Annotated in this window: 25 protein-coding genes and 1 tRNA gene; 1 reads left to right on the top strand and 25 read right to left on the bottom strand. The window is 43.7% G+C overall.

Features of this window, described 5'->3' with window-relative positions; all coding sequences use genetic code 11:
• The first annotated feature begins 54 nt into the window (after window positions 1-54).
• Entirely contained in the window at window positions 55-549 is a 495-nt protein-coding gene (locus BKM01_RS03230) for an inorganic diphosphatase (RefSeq protein ID WP_072359964.1), read from the top strand.
• A 51-nt stretch (window positions 550-600) separates the two neighbouring features.
• Here BKM01_RS03230 and BKM01_RS03225 read toward each other — a convergent pair.
• From BKM01_RS03225 to BKM01_RS03105, 25 genes are all read right to left on the bottom strand, one after another.
• A tRNA-Ser gene (locus BKM01_RS03225) sits at window positions 601-683 on the bottom strand.
• Window positions 684-693: 10 nt separating this feature from the next.
• On the bottom strand, window positions 694-1,722 hold the full coding sequence (locus BKM01_RS03220) for an RNA-guided pseudouridylation complex pseudouridine synthase subunit Cbf5 (RefSeq protein WP_072360300.1): 1,029 nt from the start codon (window positions 1,720-1,722) through the stop codon (window positions 694-696).
• A complete protein-coding gene (gene cmk, locus BKM01_RS03215; protein WP_072359966.1) occupies window positions 1,703-2,242 on the bottom strand; it encodes a (d)CMP kinase in 540 nt (179 codons plus the stop codon). Before cmk ends, BKM01_RS03220 begins: the two co-directional genes overlap by 20 nt.
• Window positions 2,243-2,872 carry a DUF106 domain-containing protein gene (locus BKM01_RS03210; RefSeq protein ID WP_072360301.1) on the bottom strand — a complete coding sequence of 210 codons (630 nt, stop codon included), beginning with the start codon at window positions 2,870-2,872 and terminating at the stop codon, window positions 2,243-2,245.
• A 21-nt stretch (window positions 2,873-2,893) separates the two neighbouring features.
• Entirely contained in the window at window positions 2,894-3,544 is a 651-nt protein-coding gene (locus tag BKM01_RS03205) for an adenylate kinase (RefSeq protein ID WP_072359968.1), read from the bottom strand.
• Between the two features lie 17 nt (window positions 3,545-3,561).
• Window positions 3,562-5,040, bottom strand: coding sequence for a preprotein translocase subunit SecY (gene secY, locus BKM01_RS03200; protein WP_072359971.1), 1,479 nt, complete (start codon window positions 5,038-5,040; stop codon window positions 3,562-3,564).
• 87 nt (window positions 5,041-5,127) lie between these two features.
• Complete coding sequence (locus tag BKM01_RS03195; protein WP_072359973.1) at window positions 5,128-5,562, bottom strand: uL15m family ribosomal protein; 435 nt, start codon at window positions 5,560-5,562, stop codon at window positions 5,128-5,130.
• 4 nt (window positions 5,563-5,566) lie between these two features.
• Window positions 5,567-6,028, bottom strand: a complete 462-nt coding sequence (locus BKM01_RS03190) for a 50S ribosomal protein L30 (protein WP_072359975.1) — start codon at window positions 6,026-6,028, stop codon at window positions 5,567-5,569.
• A gap of 2 nt (window positions 6,029-6,030) precedes the next feature.
• Complete coding sequence (locus BKM01_RS03185; RefSeq protein ID WP_013037787.1) at window positions 6,031-6,666, bottom strand: 30S ribosomal protein S5; 636 nt, start codon at window positions 6,664-6,666, stop codon at window positions 6,031-6,033.
• Window positions 6,667-6,675: 9 nt separating this feature from the next.
• The gene (locus BKM01_RS03180) at window positions 6,676-7,197 is read right to left on the bottom strand and encodes a 50S ribosomal protein L18 (RefSeq protein WP_072359977.1); all 522 of its coding nucleotides are present in this window, start codon (window positions 7,195-7,197) and stop codon (window positions 6,676-6,678) included.
• A gap of 46 nt (window positions 7,198-7,243) precedes the next feature.
• The gene (locus BKM01_RS03175) at window positions 7,244-7,690 is read right to left on the bottom strand and encodes a 50S ribosomal protein L19e (RefSeq protein ID WP_072359980.1); all 447 of its coding nucleotides are present in this window, start codon (window positions 7,688-7,690) and stop codon (window positions 7,244-7,246) included.
• Between the two features lies 1 nt (window position 7,691).
• Window positions 7,692-8,117, bottom strand: a complete 426-nt coding sequence (locus tag BKM01_RS03170; RefSeq protein ID WP_072359982.1) for a 50S ribosomal protein L32e — start codon at window positions 8,115-8,117, stop codon at window positions 7,692-7,694.
• 14 nt (window positions 8,118-8,131) lie between these two features.
• Window positions 8,132-8,662, bottom strand: coding sequence for a 50S ribosomal protein L6 (gene rpl6p / locus BKM01_RS03165; RefSeq protein ID WP_072359984.1), 531 nt, complete (start codon window positions 8,660-8,662; stop codon window positions 8,132-8,134).
• A gap of 18 nt (window positions 8,663-8,680) precedes the next feature.
• Window positions 8,681-9,073, bottom strand: coding sequence for a 30S ribosomal protein S8 (locus BKM01_RS03160; protein WP_072359986.1), 393 nt, complete (start codon window positions 9,071-9,073; stop codon window positions 8,681-8,683).
• An 11-nt stretch (window positions 9,074-9,084) separates the two neighbouring features.
• The gene (locus BKM01_RS03155; RefSeq protein WP_013037793.1) at window positions 9,085-9,237 is read right to left on the bottom strand and encodes a 30S ribosomal protein S14; all 153 of its coding nucleotides are present in this window, start codon (window positions 9,235-9,237) and stop codon (window positions 9,085-9,087) included.
• Entirely contained in the window at window positions 9,237-9,734 is a 498-nt protein-coding gene (locus tag BKM01_RS03150) for a 50S ribosomal protein L5 (RefSeq protein WP_072360302.1), read from the bottom strand. Before BKM01_RS03150 ends, BKM01_RS03155 begins: the two co-directional genes overlap by 1 nt.
• A gap of 4 nt (window positions 9,735-9,738) precedes the next feature.
• On the bottom strand, window positions 9,739-10,449 hold the full coding sequence (locus BKM01_RS03145) for a 30S ribosomal protein S4e (protein WP_072359988.1): 711 nt from the start codon (window positions 10,447-10,449) through the stop codon (window positions 9,739-9,741).
• Window positions 10,450-10,453: 4 nt separating this feature from the next.
• Window positions 10,454-10,807, bottom strand: coding sequence for a 50S ribosomal protein L24 (gene rplX, locus BKM01_RS03140; protein WP_072359990.1), 354 nt, complete (start codon window positions 10,805-10,807; stop codon window positions 10,454-10,456).
• 10 nt (window positions 10,808-10,817) lie between these two features.
• Window positions 10,818-11,216, bottom strand: coding sequence for a 50S ribosomal protein L14 (locus BKM01_RS03135; RefSeq protein WP_013037797.1), 399 nt, complete (start codon window positions 11,214-11,216; stop codon window positions 10,818-10,820).
• On the bottom strand, window positions 11,213-11,542 hold the full coding sequence (locus BKM01_RS03130; protein ID WP_072359991.1) for a 30S ribosomal protein S17: 330 nt from the start codon (window positions 11,540-11,542) through the stop codon (window positions 11,213-11,215). Before BKM01_RS03130 ends, BKM01_RS03135 begins: the two co-directional genes overlap by 4 nt.
• 5 nt (window positions 11,543-11,547) lie before the next feature.
• Window positions 11,548-11,856, bottom strand: coding sequence for a ribonuclease P protein component 1 (gene rnp1 / locus BKM01_RS03125; protein WP_072359993.1), 309 nt, complete (start codon window positions 11,854-11,856; stop codon window positions 11,548-11,550).
• 1 nt (window position 11,857) lies between these two features.
• The gene (gene rpmC, locus BKM01_RS03120) at window positions 11,858-12,061 is read right to left on the bottom strand and encodes a 50S ribosomal protein L29 (RefSeq protein ID WP_072359995.1); all 204 of its coding nucleotides are present in this window, start codon (window positions 12,059-12,061) and stop codon (window positions 11,858-11,860) included.
• A complete protein-coding gene (locus BKM01_RS03115) occupies window positions 12,061-13,005 on the bottom strand; it encodes a 30S ribosomal protein S3 (protein WP_072359997.1) in 945 nt (314 codons plus the stop codon). Before BKM01_RS03115 ends, rpmC begins: the two co-directional genes overlap by 1 nt.
• 1 nt (window position 13,006) lies before the next feature.
• A complete protein-coding gene (locus BKM01_RS03110) occupies window positions 13,007-13,462 on the bottom strand; it encodes a 50S ribosomal protein L22 (protein ID WP_072359999.1) in 456 nt (151 codons plus the stop codon).
• 11 nt (window positions 13,463-13,473) lie between these two features.
• A complete protein-coding gene (locus tag BKM01_RS03105) occupies window positions 13,474-13,887 on the bottom strand; it encodes a 30S ribosomal protein S19 (RefSeq protein ID WP_072360001.1) in 414 nt (137 codons plus the stop codon).
• Between the last annotated feature and the right edge of the window lie 5 nt (window positions 13,888-13,892).

The following is a 13,892-nucleotide window of genomic DNA, read 5'->3' as shown; positions in this document are numbered from 1 at the left end:
TATGCACCATTATGAAATATAATAGAGACAAATATAATCAAACAGGGTGTGAAAATGGTCAAAAGACAAATTGAAAGTGTACTTATAGAAATTCCAAAGGGAAGTCGAAATAAATATGAGTATGACAAGGAAAAAGAAATGATAAAGTTTGACAGGATGCTGTTCTCTTCGATGGTCTATCCCTGTGATTATGGTTTCTTTCCCGACACGCTCGCCCTTGATGGGGATCCTTTAGATGCACTGGTATTAACATGGGAACCTACATTCCCGGGTTGCTTGATAGATGTGCATCCTGTTGCACTATTTGATATGATGGACGATAAAGGCAGAGATGAAAAAATATTATGTGTTCCGGAAAGTGATCCCTTGTGGATACACATAGAAACAATAGATGAAGTCCCACCCCATCTTTTAAAGGAGATAACCCATTTCTTTGAGACGTATAAAAATTTAGAAAATAAAGATGTTGAGATAATCGGATGGAAAAGTCTGGAAAATGCAATCAATGTAATAAAAGAAGCTAAAAGCAGACACATAAACCAAATGTAACTTTCCGCAGGTAATTCCATTAACTCTTAAGCTTAGTTAAAAATAGAAAGACGCTGAGGGGGAGATTCGAACTCCCGAGGGGTCAAGCCCCACAAGCTTTCCAGGCTTGCGCCGTACCGCTAGACTACCTCAGCAAATATTATTTCATGTACGCTGCATACGTTTTGTATTCCAGCGACTCGGATAAACATCGGCATCCATTATTACTCTTTCGGTAATAGCAGCAATTCCACTGGATAAATCCAGAATTTCAGAGGAGTCCATTGATGCTTTTGCAAGAGCAACAACTTCACCTTTCAAACTAAAAACGGCAACATCACCCTCTTTTTGGATATCAGAATCGAGACCGACAATACCCGGTACTGTAAGTGCTGCCCCGTGACAAATAGCACTCACGGCGGAATCACGGATTGTGATATGCGGCAGGTGTACAAGAGCTTCCTCCATTGGTCTGATAATACGACGCAAGTGTTCTTCATCACCATTTTCCTGCCAGAATACAAAAGCGTCTTTCAGGTCATGCAGAGTGACAAGCGATGACTCATCAAATGGTCCTGTGCCAACCCTTCTGAGCTGTTGCATATGGGCCCCACAACCAATCACAAGCCCGATATCATGACAGAGTTTGCGTATATAGGTTCCTGCCTCACATCTAACCCTGAAAAGGACAAGATTGTCTTCAACTTCCAGCACATCCAGGGAATAGATATTGCGTATCCTGATAGCACGCCTGACTGCCGAAACTACAGGAGGGGTCTGGTATATAGGACCGGTAAATTCATCGCATACCTTCCGCACACGTTCTTCAGGAACATTGTCATGGAGGCGCATAAGACAGATATATTCCTTGGCTGAAAGGCGAAGTGCGGAGACAGCTTTTGTTGCCTTACCCAGCATAATCGGCAATACACCTGTCACCCGTGGATCCAGTGAACCTGAATGGCCTGCTCTGGGGAGTTCAAGCATATCCCTGACCCACGCAGTGACCTCATGACTTGTAGGCCCAGCGGGTTTGTCAAGGTTTACCACTCCCATCCTGATGTAAAAAGAGAGAGGACGCTTAAGAGGAGGACAACCATATGACGGGTCTGTATGAGCATCTCCTTTGATAATATATTCCCTTTGTCGGGTTAAATCGTAATCATAATTAATATTATTCGTTAAAAAACCCACCCAGATTATCAATTGCAGTCTTTAATATATCACATATCTGGTATTGGTTCCAGCGGTTTGACTCGATCACCAGATCATAGATTGAAAGGTCATTTATATCTATATCATAAATTTCGCGATATCTCAAAGATTCGGAAGATTCCCTTTCTATTGTTTCGTTGAGTTTTGCTTCAAAAGAAGAACCTTCACGCCCAACGATACGTTCAACACGGACCTTTAGGGATGCTTTGAGCCATATGCAAAGTGCTTCATCGCCTGCCATATGACCGGCCAGCCTGCCTTCCAGAATAATGTTATCCCGGCTTAAAGCAATATCTTTCTGCCTCTCATCGATCATCCTGTCTATTGCAGGATCGGATTCGGCAAGTTTTCCGAATTGCCCCAGACTCATGGAATGTTCTTTTGCAAGATTGCGGAAAACGTCACCTGCTGAAATCATTTCTATGTCATAATGTGAGGCGAGCATCCGGCATACAGTGGTGGTTCCACTGCCCGGAAGACCGCTTATCGTAACAAGCATTCACACGCCACCAATATCCAGAGCCTTTCGTACAACCTGACTGATAGCCAGAGAAGTGATAAAATACCAGAATATCCAGTACTGGATAGGCCCGATTATAGGAGTTGTTAAAAGAATCTCACCGATGAATGGGAAGGTAAGTGCAGCACTACCATGTTCACTTATGTAATAATATGCCCACATGAAAAGGGGAAGGGAAATGATACTAATATAGGCCATTGGCTTGAACTGCTGCTTGGACATTTCCATCTGGTCAGACATCATTTCTTTACGCTGCTCATCCAGCTTATTGATCATGTAATTGTTCTGGGCCAACTGAGCTTCACGATACTCCTTCTGGAAAGATTTCATACGTTCCTGAGTACTGCGCATAAGATCCCAGTCAATAGTATATTTCTGGATAAGAGAAGCATAAAGAGCAGTAATGGCAGCCATGATAAAAAGCATAACATGGAAATTACTTTCACCAACCAGCATAATGATTGGATCCATTATAATTCCCACAATCGATCCGACTATTTCTCTGCCGTCCTCGCCAATCAGAACGATTCCAAGCATAAGGGATATACCTACAGCTATGACAAATCTTTCAAGCAGCTGTTTTAATTTTGCATTTTCCAAGGCAACCATCACCGACATTTTTCATTAAATTCAATTCACATATTTATCAAGGACATCACGAATATCATCAAATACATCCTTTATGTCCTTTTCGCCATTGATATGCACCACTAAATTCTTATTAGCATAATAATCTATCAATGGCTGTGTCTTATTTTTATAGGATTCCAAACGCTGGCGAATGACTTCTTCCTTATCATCATCACGCTGGTACAATTGGCCACCACAGGAATCACATACACCTTCATTTTGTGGAGGATTAAACCTGATGTGATAACTTTCGCCACATTTACACATGTAACGACCTGAAAGACGCCCTACAAGTTCTTCATCCGGAACATCAATATTCAACACAACATCCAGTGGCATTCCGATTTCATCAAGAATACCATCCAGGGCATCAGCCTGTGGTATCGTACGTGGATAACCATCTAACAGGTAACCCTTCTTGCAATCAGGTTCAGCCAGACGATTCTTAATAATACCAATCAGAACTTCATCAGGCACAAGTTCTCCGCGGTTCATGTAATGCTCCGCTCTTTTGCCCAGTTCGGTTCCTTGCTTTACATTGGCCCTGAGGATATCCCCCGTGGATATATGGGGAATATCATAGTATCTGGAAAGTTCTTTGGCCTGGGTACCTTTTCCGGCACCCGGTGGCCCAAATAACACCACATTCATATTTTTACTTCCTGTTATTACTCCTGTCCGAAGAAAGACCGCATCATAGGATGCATTTCCATCATTTGTTCAGAAGCAATGTCTTCATACAACCTGTAGACAATACTTACAGTCAACAGAAGACCTGTACCACCTGCTCCGCCAATGGTACCAAGCAAACTGGCAACCAATGTAAGAGCACCGATAAATGCACCACCTATTATAGTAACCCGGGGGATATAGCGGTCCATTACCTTCTCAATACTGCCAATATTTCTCCTGAAACCGGGAATCTGCATACCGGAATTAAATACTTTCCTAGCCGTGGGTTTGGCACCCATTCCTGTAGTCTCTATCCAGAACAATGCAAAAATGATACCACCAGCAATCAAGAAGACTGCGTCTATAAGCACATGGAGACCAATCTGCCAGAGTTCAGGGGCAGCAACACCATAACCGGTAAAGGTTTCCTGCACTAAAGAAGGAATCCAGTCATAGGGACTGTGTATAGGAGCCAAATAATACATTAACCCGTTTATAGGGGTTGAACCGGAGTATTCTCCAAAAATTGTAATACCCCGACCTGCAAGCATAAGACCGATTAACTGTATGTTTGCCTGTAGTGCCCTGACAAGAATCATCGGCAGAACTGAAGCATAGATCAGTTTCACAGGGAAACGACCTCTTGCCCCTTTCACGGAACTATGTGCAAGAGGAATTTCAATACGGGTACTTTCTGCATATACAACCAAAAAGAAGATTGCAACTGTAGTGATAAGTGCCAATATTCCACCCTGTATCAGGATAAACATGAAACCATCACCGGAGAAAAGATAATCTGCTCCTACATTCTGAATGATATAAAGCCATTTGGGAATAATACCGGAAGGTAATCCGGATGAATCGGGCACCCAGTTAATTAAACCGGTCACAATCTGCTGTGAAACACCCGCAACAATAAAGAGTCCTACACCGGATCCAATACCCCATTTGGAAACAATTTCATCCATAAAGAGGATCAATACTCCACCCACACATATCTGGAGGAATATCAGGAATGTAATTACTCCCAGACCCACTCCCAGAGATGCGGCAATAGCTGCATCAGGCTGAATGTAACCCCCAACAATCTGAGGCAGCGCAGTAATTACAATCATAATGAATACCAGGAACTTTTGGGCACCCTGGAAAAAAGCTTGATCCCGTGGATCTGACATATCCAGCTTTATAATATCTGCACCGGTGAGAAGCTGAAGAACAATGGATGCAGTAACAATAGGCCCAATACCAAGTAGCATCAAAGAACCAGAAGCTCCAGCAAAGAAAGCTCTGTATTGTTCGAATAGGTCAATGGATTCCGCGGAAAGCCCAAAAAGAGGTACGTTTGCAAGAGCAAAGTACAGCATGAGGATCCCCAGAGTCCACAGCAGTTTATTCTTGAAATGAACATGTCCTTCCGGACTTGCCACAGCAGGTAACCTGCTAAAAAACGGTTCTAAACTTTCCTTAAAGCTCATCAATTACACCTTTTGCCGGATTCCAATATTGTAATATATAAATGTAAATATATCGGACAGGTTAATAAGAGTAATGTCATTTAGACATTACTCTTCTATAGCAACACATGATCCGCCGGCTTCCTCGATCTTTGATCGAGCAGATCCGGAAAAACTGGATGCTGTAATTTCCATTTTTTTGTTAACCTTTCCTGAGCCCAGAACTTTTTCAATTTCCAGGTCTGCAAGATTGATTTTATAGACACCATCCTCAACATTTGCAAGACCATCTACTACAAGCTGGTCTGCAAGTTCATCAAGTTCACCCACATTAACGATGGAAACTTCATGAATTGATTTTAAAGGACGTTTGAATCCATACTTACCGTGGGTGTAACCACCCTGGAGTGCAAGGACAAAGTGGTGATTGACTTCACCACATCTGCCACGCCCACCGCGGTTTCCAGCACCACGCCTGTTTTTGGTAGTACCTCCCCCACAGGTTCTGGAACCCCTATATTTCTTTGTTTGAGTTTTACCCATGATTTCACCTCATCTTGTTAAGAAGAACATTGATGTTTTCATCATGGTTACCAAGTACCCCACCCTTCTGAGTAGGTCTCTTGATACCTGAATGACCTTTCCTTGGAGGATGTAACCTGAATACGGGTTTCAGACCTGGAACTGCGGAAAAACTGGCTTTGCCTTCGGAAACGGCTTCTGCAAAAGAAGCAATCGAATCAAAATCTGTATTTTCAGCAATGTATTCATCGGTAAGGGAAATCCCACCTTCGATTTTACCACGATTGGCAAGAATCTGGGCAAGGGTTTCTGCGTCAATCTTACCATAAGCCACGTAGTCCTTCACTTTCTGGATCATACCACTGTTATTGGGTGTCTCATCGAGTATCACACAGTGATTTATACGATTCAGGCGAAGCATGGTTAATGTATCAGCAATTGTTTTCCTGACATTAACATTTCCACGCATTCTTATAACCGCATACATTTTCAGGCCTCCTTACATTCCATTTTGAGAGGTTCCCTAATTGTACCGGTATGCTTGAGAGCATTGTAAGTTGCTTTGGCAAAATTGAGGGTAGTCCTGGTCTGACCTTCGGTCCTTGTCCAGACATCCTTGATACCAGCCTTTTCAAGCACTTTCCTTGCAGTGTCCCCTGCAGCAAGACCAAGACCCCTGGGAGCTGGTTTGAGTTCTACATTAACACTGCCTGCTTTGCCACGCACCTCGGAAGGAACAGTGTGTGGAAGTCCACAACCACATTCCCAGGAACCACAGCCACGTTTTACACGAGTAATGTTCATCTTGGCATTGCGAATTGCCTTGCGGATAGCAGGTCCAACCTGTCCGTCTTTGGCCTGACCAAGACCCACATACCCGTCACCATTTCCTACAATAACTGTTGCCCTGAACTTGACACGTCTTCCAGAGTCAGTCATCCTCTGGACCATGTTAATATCAAGTACTTCATCTTCAAGACCGGGTAACAGTATATCCACAATATTAGATTCCCTGATTGGCAAACCTGACTCAATAGCTTCATCCATGGAAGTTATCTGTCCTTCAGCTACCAGACTGCCAAGTCTTGTAAGGGGAACCCAATCTTCTTCATATTGATATGCCATATAACCACCTTAATTGAAATCCGAAAGGATCTTTTCTTTTGTCGCCTCGAAAACCTCTGGCAGATTTGATCCTTCAAGATATTCTGCCACATGTTCTCCACTTATGCGCTCATCTGATGGGAATACAGCAGGATTGTGCGGGATATCCATTCCGGAATCCACTACACCTTTAAGAGCTGCATAGACTTTACAACCGGCAGAGGGAGATTGTAATCCAATATCCAGAACACCTGTTTCATAGCCTTCAGCAAGCGCTTTATTTCCAAAAAGCAAGCCTGTAAGATAAGCCGCGGTGGTGTTGCTGGTAGATCCCTCATAACCGTATTTGCCCAATTCGCCTGAAATTGCGGAGACAAGAGTTTCGTCTCCTTCATTATTTGGAATTACCAGCTGTATCCTGACATTCCTAATACTTTTCCTAACAACAAGACGATTCTCTTCTGAAAGGAGCAATCTCAGACGTTGGTGATAATCAGTACGCCCTTCCCTTCGTCTTCTGAAAGGAACTTTATAACGGGGGCCTGTTGCCATGATTTATCCTCCAACATATAATATGTAAATTCATTTTAATCAATACTCATTCATCTTTTCCGATATCGAGGTGAGCTTCAAGATGAGCAACACTTCTGTATTCCCCACCTTTGGCTTTCCTGTAAACCTTACAATAGGTGGATCTGTCGAGTGTACCATCATCACGAAGTTCTTTGAGCCTTCGACGAAGTGCACGGATCTTTTTCATCCATTGCTCTTTACGAGGGTTCCTTGCACCTTTTTTACCTTTTCTGGATCCATGACCTTTTCTGTGACCATATTTCCTCTTGGCATCTCTGGCACGAGCCCTGCCGCGACTTACACCTTTTACCGGTGCAGACTTAATATTACCACTTTCAACAAGTTCACGAATATCTTCCCTTGTGATCGCAGCAGCGATATCTTCCAATGCTTCGGGGTCAAGCCAGACACGGTGCAGTCCGCATCCTAAGACTTTAGATGCAATCCTGCGCTGGTTGGTGAGGTTTGTCATCTCACTGACCTCCTTTGCGATTGAATATCTTTATACCCATTTCATCCGCTTTGGATTCAATAAGTGCTCTTTTCCTGCCGCCGACTTTACCAGATATACGGATTGCCTGTATGGAGGCATCGATATCATCCACATCAGCCGGGTTGTGCACAAGCACCTCTACAAAGCCGGATGGATGCAATCCCTTTACTGTTTTGGGACTTCCATAGCCTACCTGTGCAATAGCACCCTTGGCAACATAATGTCTACGCAGTTTGCCCTGTAAACCTCTGGGACGTCTCCAGTTGGAATCAAGACGCTTGAATTTGTGGGAACCCGCTCTTTTGAAAGTGGGTTTTTTACTTTTCTGGATTCTGCGTGCCTTAAAAAGCCTTTTACATTCAGCATCTTCGAAAAGCCCACATTTTAAATCAGTATTCTCTTCCATTAAGACCACCTATCTCAACTCTTCTCAATAAGATATAATCCGTCCTGGAATACACGGGGATCAAAAGCTTTGATGCGGGTAATCTGTTCCATATTGGAAGCAGTTTGTCCTACATCTTCCCTGTTGATGCCAGTAATCGTCACTTCATCAGAGCTGGTTTTGACTTTGGTTTCACCAATTATCCTGGAAACCCTTGCTCTTTTCTCACCAAGGAAATTATTGATAAGCAATTTATCTCCTTCCACTTTAAGCTGCATTGGAAAGTGAGAGTAAACGACTTTCATCTTATACTCAAAACCATTGACAACACCATCCATAAGATTGCTTATGTGAGAAGCATAGGTTCCGACCATTGCTTTTTGCCTTTTCCTTACGGACTGACAATCCACAGTTACTTCAGATTCATCAACGGTAATAGTGATCCCGGGATACCAGAGACGCTTTGTATTGGTTCCTTTTTCTCCTGAGGCGGTGAATACCTTATTTTCATAGGAAACTGTCACACCTTCAGGGATTGGGATTGCCTTTTTCGTTTCTTTAACCATATCAACTTCCCCTTATCTTCAGTAGACAAATGAAAGGAGCTGACCTCCGACATTTTGCTCACGTGCCTGGTACTGGGAAATTACCCCAGCAGGAGTCGTAAGAATTAATGTACCGAAGTTTCTTGCAGGAAGAAATTGCTTTTCCCATTTTTCGAGGTCTTCAGCACCTACTGAATGTCTGGGTTTGATAGCACCACATTTGTTTATCCTTCCGGCAAGTTCAACCTTATAGAGACCAGCTTTGCCGTCATCTTCAAACTCAAATTCACCGATATATCCGGATTCTTTCATTACTTTCAGGACGTTGCCAATCAGTTTTGATGCAGGTTTGACGGTACATTCCTGTTTACCTACGGATTCTGCATTCTTAATTACCGACAAAGCATCTGCAAGAGGATCTAATAATACCATAATCAATCACCTCATGTATATTTTTCAAAACCCATTTCATGGGCTACTTCCCTGAAACAATGCCTGCAAAGGTAGATGCCGTATTTACGGATCAATCCCTGCTTACGACCACATCTTCTGCACTCGCTGGCACCACGTCCAAAACTTTTCTTGGTTTGTACCATTATACGACCTCCACCGCATATTTCTCCTTGAAGAATGAAATTGAATCATCCTTTGTTATTTTATGTGAACTGGAGATTTTATGTTTTGAAGCACGCCTTTTCTTGACCCTGTAACCCGGACGGTTAACTATGACATTTATGTCCATTCCAAAGATACCAATATTCGGATCGTATCTCATTCCAGGGAAATCAGTGTGCTCCTCGATTCCGAAAGCCACGTTTCCATCATTATCAAACTGGGAAGCAGAAAGTTTTTTCTCAATAATGTCAATCGACGTTGAAAGAAAATCTTCTGCATTCTTTCCCCTGAGGGTTACTTTACATCCTATTGGTTCATGCTTTTTGATACCAAAGGAAGGCATGGTTCTTCTGGAATAACATCTGACAACTCCCTGTCCGGTAATAGTTGACAATATTCCTTCTGCATCCACAAGATGCTGACCACTCTCTCCTACACCCATATGGACAACTACTTTGTCAACTCTGGGATCTTTCATGGGATTAGTCAATCAGCTCACCACCCATTGTAATTTCAGGTTCGTTTTCGCCAATTACAAAAACATAATCCTCAATTGTTTCAAAATCGGTTTCTCCTGAAATGGAGACCGTATTCTTCTTGGAACTGAGAACAGTGTTTATCTCAGCGATCTTGCCGACCTCTCCGGTGTGGCTACCGCCTACAATAAGGGCAAGATTACCTTCTTTGTATTCGATGTGCTTGAGGATCTCTTTATCTGGAATGGACATCACTACAGAATCCTTCCTGTTGTAATTATTTGATCCAAGCACATTGGACCCGTCGTCCAGATTAAGCTGTAACTTGCCACCTTTTATGCAGGTCTTTCCGTCAATTCTGCAAAGTTTCTTTTCCTCAATACCGTCCATTTTCTGGAGGGAAAGCCTTCCCATTCTGTCAAGCAAAACCCTGTATGAAGTGTTATCGGAAGGTATGGTAATAATATCCATTATCCCTACGGGGAAACGAACATCTTTCCTTACTACACCGTCAACCAGAACTTTCCCTTCGGAAAGGACTCTTTTTGCCTCTGCCCTGTTATCCACTATGCCAAGCATATCACGCAGCACTATGGCAAGAGGTACGCTCTGGTCTTTGCTGTGAGGGCCTGGCCTGGTAGAGGTTATCCATTTTCTAGATTTCTTGGATATCTGCCAGCTCTTCGGGACAGATATTCTCTTTTGATGTTTGCCCACACTATCACCTGCTCTTTAGTAATCTTGATTCTCTCTGCTTATCTTTCAAATCCAGTGATGTAATCATTACATTTGAAGGATAAAGTGGCCTGGGTACTTCAGTCCCATCTGCCTTGGTGACGTAGACACCCTCCATCACAATCATTCCACTTTTTAGAGAAGCACCTTCTACCAATCCTTTTGTTCCTGCATGGTCACCACGCATTACCTGCACGGTATCGCCTACCGCTACAGTTGCATTGCGTCCATACTTGGAACGCAGATCCTTGGAAAGAGGAGCCTTCATGTATTTTTGTTTGACGTGGAGAGGGGCAGTGCCACGTGCCTTTCTCTGTTTTCTTGGCTGTTTTGACACCATATTGATTACCTCACACAATCATTGATGCTGTAGTCCCTATCTTGGGGAAACGTTCTGCGACTTCCCTGGCAATAGGGCCCTTAATGTCTGTTCCTTTGGGGAAACCGGTGGGATCTGTAATTACCACTGCGTTATCCTCAAAGCTAACCCGGGTTCCATCCGGCCTGCGGAATTCTTTTTTCTGCCTGACAACTACTGCGTGGAGGATCTGCCTTCTCATTTCAGGAGTTCCTTTCTTGACAGAGACAACACACATATCGCCTAGACCTGCTTTTGGCTGACGGTTTTTCACACCACGGTATTTCTTGACAGAAATAATTTCCACAGTCCTTGCACCGGTATTGTCGACACAGTCGATACGTGCACCGGCATTAAGGCATTTGGGGACACTGGAACGCATTCCTTTCATACCTGTGCCTCCGCCTTAACAACTACATAAGCTTTGGTCTTGCTCAGGGGACGGCATTCTGCTATTGTTACAATGTCCCCTTCCTTTGCATCAATGCAAGGAGGATTATGAGCATGTATCTTTGACTGACGTTTCTCGTACCTCTGGTACTTATTGATGAATTTATCATATTTTCGCTGGATTACAACTGTCCTGTCCATACTGTCACTGACTACCTTTCCAGACAACACCTGTCCCCTTACGGGAAGAGTGCCATGGAAAGGACAATTTACGTCGTCACATTCTTCGGAAGGCTCAGGAACATCCAATCCAATGTTTCGTGCCATGATTATTACCTCATGCGTAATTTCCTGATATTCTTGGTCCTGTTTTCGGGTTGTGAGAGCAAGAGGGTGCCCCCGACCTCTACTGATGTAGCCGGGGAACATCCAGAACCAACTGGAAGATGAAACACAAATGTGGAACCTTTTTTTGGTACTTGTTTTTCGTACATATCCTCGACCTCGATTACCAACATGTTCCGTGTCTCATCAACTACTTTTCCATTAATGCCTGCAAGATATTTATTGGTAGAATCAACCACCTCAACCATCAGTCCTATCAATTCGTGATAGATCAGGTTTTGGGGTGATATATCCAATTTATATCTCCTTCATTTCCCTCTGGATGGTTTTTATTCTCGCAATCGTCCTTCTGAGTTCCTTTATACGACCGGGATTTTCAGGCGCGCCACCTGCAGAGGAAAGGGCACGTTCCTTGATAAGCTCATTCATGAGTTTTTCAAGTTCATCCACTTTTTCATTGGGAGACATATCCCTGATTTCCTTTACACGAAGGATTGCCATCAGTTATCCCCCCTATGGACACGTGCCATGGGATGCCAGTAATCATGTTCTTCATGCTTATGTTGCCATACACCTTCAACAAGCCGGCGCTGCTCACCTGGGAGTTGTTCATCTTCTGGTTCCGGGACATTTTCTTCGGAGCCTTCGGTTGATTCAACTTCTTCGGATTCTGCTTTAACTTCCGGTTCTGCCTCAGGTACTTCTTCAGCAGCTTTTGCTTCTGTTGCTTCTTCAGTGGATTCAACATCCTCAGCTTCTGCAACTTCACCGGTTGCTTCTGCTTCCACAAGTTCTTCAACGCCAGCACTTTCAGCTTCTTCAGGAGCAACTTCTGCAACTGCCTCTTCCACAACCTCCCTAAGGTGGTAGGAATCTGGCAACACAGCACCCGGATGGATAATTCTCACTTTACAGCCAATTGTACCAAGTTTTTTAACGGCTACTGCGAACCCTTCGTCCACAATATCATCAACAGGTTTTCCTGCATGTTTGATATAGCCATTTACCATTTTCTCGACCCTTGACCTTGCACCTGTAACCTTCCCGGAGAGGATTATTTCACACCCAAGAGCACCGGAATTCATAATGGCACGCATTGCATTGTGACCTGCTTTCCTGAAATACCAGCCACGTTCAATGGAAGAAGCAAGCCGTGTTGCCATCATCTGGGCATTCAGTTCCGGCCTCTTTACTTCCTGTGCATCAATCTGAGGGTTATCAAGATTATAAAGGCGCCCGACATCTCTTGTGAGCCGACGGATGACCTTTCCGGCCTTCCCTATAACCATACCGGGTTTTTCGGAATAAACAACAATCTGTGTCCCCATAGGGGTTCGATTGATCTCCATGCCGCCATAACCGGCCCGACTCAGCTGGTTTGCGAAATATTCATCAAGTGAGGCTTTCACATAGCCATCCTCAACAAATTTCTTCTCTACTGCCATTTTAGCGCACCTCGCTCAGAATAATTTCGATATTTACGGTTTCCGTATTCTTGGGGGTAGCCCTTCCACGAGCCCTGGGGCGCATTCCATGGATAACCCGGCCTTTCTTTGTAGAAACATGGTTTATGTACATTTGAGAAGGATCAAGACCCTTGTATTCAGCATTGCTCTCAGCATTCTCTAAAAGTTTGAGAACTTCTGCAGCCACTTTTACAGGATAACGACCTGCTGCCATTGGACCTTTCTTGTGCCCAAGACTGTCATTGTGCCTCCTGAATGGTACAGCCCTTTTGAAATCAATTACCTCTCCAAGATAATTCTTTGCAGATGTAGTACGCATTCCTTTAAGCTCGCGACAGAGTTCACGTGATTTCTTGGGAGAGATATGTAGCTCTGAACCCATAGCTCTGGCACTTGTTGCTGGCTCAAGTTCCGTTGAATAATCAATTCTTGCCATTAACAATCACCTTACTTTAGTGGTACGAATTTACTGGAACGGGTTGCACCAACACCAGCGCTTCCGTGGGAAACTCTGCCTCTTGTCTGTGCGAATTCTCCAAACCTGTGACCTACCATCTCAGGCTGTACATCTACACTTACGAATTCTTTACCGTTGTAAACTGCAATTTGCTTACCTACCATTTCAGGGAAAATTATCATTGACCTGTGGTGGGTTCGCACACTATCCTTTCCAGCCCTGAATTTCTCCAGGACTTTTTTATGCCCATCGGGAAGCCCACGGCGAATGGTCCTCCTTTCCCTTGCGGGAAGAAGTTCGGCGAATTGCTCAATACTCAATTCCTTGAGCTCATCCACAGATTTGCCCCGATAGGTATATTCTCCTTTCCTCTTTGGTAACCTTGATGAAGATTTTTTAGCCATATATA

This window comes from Methanohalophilus portucalensis, from assembly GCF_002761295.1.
In the GTDB taxonomy this organism is placed as follows: Archaea; Halobacteriota; Methanosarcinia; order Methanosarcinales; family Methanosarcinaceae; genus Methanohalophilus; species Methanohalophilus portucalensis.
The sequence above is the reverse complement of the archived record's forward strand: the minus strand, read 5'-3'. Positions and strand labels throughout refer to the sequence as shown.

What these genes read in the sequence shown, in the direction of transcription:
- BKM01_RS03110 (WP_072359999.1), bottom strand. Translation starts at nt 13,462, where the DNA reads ATGGCAAGAATTGATTATTCAACGGAACTTGAGCCAGCAACAAGTGCC.
- BKM01_RS03130 (WP_072359991.1), bottom strand. Translation starts at nt 11,542, where the DNA reads ATGGCACGAAACATTGGATTGGATGTTCCTGAGCCTTCCGAAGAATGT.
- rpl6p (WP_072359984.1), bottom strand. Translation starts at nt 8,662, where the DNA reads ATGGTTAAAGAAACGAAAAAGGCAATCCCAATCCCTGAAGGTGTGACA.
- BKM01_RS03210 (WP_072360301.1), bottom strand. Translation starts at nt 2,872, where the DNA reads ATGGTTGCCTTGGAAAATGCAAAATTAAAACAGCTGCTTGAAAGATTT.
- BKM01_RS03180 (WP_072359977.1), bottom strand. Translation starts at nt 7,197, where the DNA reads ATGGCAACAGGCCCCCGTTATAAAGTTCCTTTCAGAAGACGAAGGGAA.
- BKM01_RS03160 (WP_072359986.1), bottom strand. Translation starts at nt 9,073, where the DNA reads ATGGTATTATTAGATCCTCTTGCAGATGCTTTGTCGGTAATTAAGAAT.
- cmk (WP_072359966.1), bottom strand. Translation starts at nt 2,242, where the DNA reads ATGCTTGTTACGATAAGCGGTCTTCCGGGCAGTGGAACCACCACTGTA.
- BKM01_RS03190 (WP_072359975.1), bottom strand. Translation starts at nt 6,028, where the DNA reads ATGTATGCGGTTATAAGAATGCGTGGAAATGTTAATGTCAGGAAAACA.
- secY (WP_072359971.1), bottom strand. Translation starts at nt 5,040, where the DNA reads ATGAGCTTTAAGGAAAGTTTAGAACCGTTTTTTAGCAGGTTACCTGCT.
- BKM01_RS03205 (WP_072359968.1), bottom strand. Translation starts at nt 3,544, where the DNA reads ATGAATGTGGTGTTATTTGGGCCACCGGGTGCCGGAAAAGGTACCCAG.
- BKM01_RS03175 (WP_072359980.1), bottom strand. Translation starts at nt 7,690, where the DNA reads ATGACAAACCTCACCAACCAGCGCAGGATTGCATCTAAAGTCTTAGGA.
- BKM01_RS03185 (WP_013037787.1), bottom strand. Translation starts at nt 6,666, where the DNA reads ATGGCATATCAATATGAAGAAGATTGGGTTCCCCTTACAAGACTTGGC.
- BKM01_RS03105 (WP_072360001.1), bottom strand. Translation starts at nt 13,887, where the DNA reads ATGGCTAAAAAATCTTCATCAAGGTTACCAAAGAGGAAAGGAGAATAT.
- BKM01_RS03115 (WP_072359997.1), bottom strand. Translation starts at nt 13,005, where the DNA reads ATGGCAGTAGAGAAGAAATTTGTTGAGGATGGCTATGTGAAAGCCTCA.
- BKM01_RS03195 (WP_072359973.1), bottom strand. Translation starts at nt 5,562, where the DNA reads ATGGGTAAAACTCAAACAAAGAAATATAGGGGTTCCAGAACCTGTGGG.
- BKM01_RS03230 (WP_072359964.1), top strand. Translation starts at nt 55, where the DNA reads ATGGTCAAAAGACAAATTGAAAGTGTACTTATAGAAATTCCAAAGGGA.
- BKM01_RS03155 (WP_013037793.1), bottom strand. Translation starts at nt 9,237, where the DNA reads ATGGTACAAACCAAGAAAAGTTTTGGACGTGGTGCCAGCGAGTGCAGA.
- BKM01_RS03135 (WP_013037797.1), bottom strand. Translation starts at nt 11,216, where the DNA reads ATGAAAGGAATGCGTTCCAGTGTCCCCAAATGCCTTAATGCCGGTGCA.
- BKM01_RS03170 (WP_072359982.1), bottom strand. Translation starts at nt 8,117, where the DNA reads ATGGAAGAGAATACTGATTTAAAATGTGGGCTTTTCGAAGATGCTGAA.
- BKM01_RS03150 (WP_072360302.1), bottom strand. Translation starts at nt 9,734, where the DNA reads ATGAAAGATCCCAGAGTTGACAAAGTAGTTGTCCATATGGGTGTAGGA.
- rpmC (WP_072359995.1), bottom strand. Translation starts at nt 12,061, where the DNA reads ATGGCAATCCTTCGTGTAAAGGAAATCAGGGATATGTCTCCCAATGAA.
- rplX (WP_072359990.1), bottom strand. Translation starts at nt 10,807, where the DNA reads ATGGTGTCAAAACAGCCAAGAAAACAGAGAAAGGCACGTGGCACTGCC.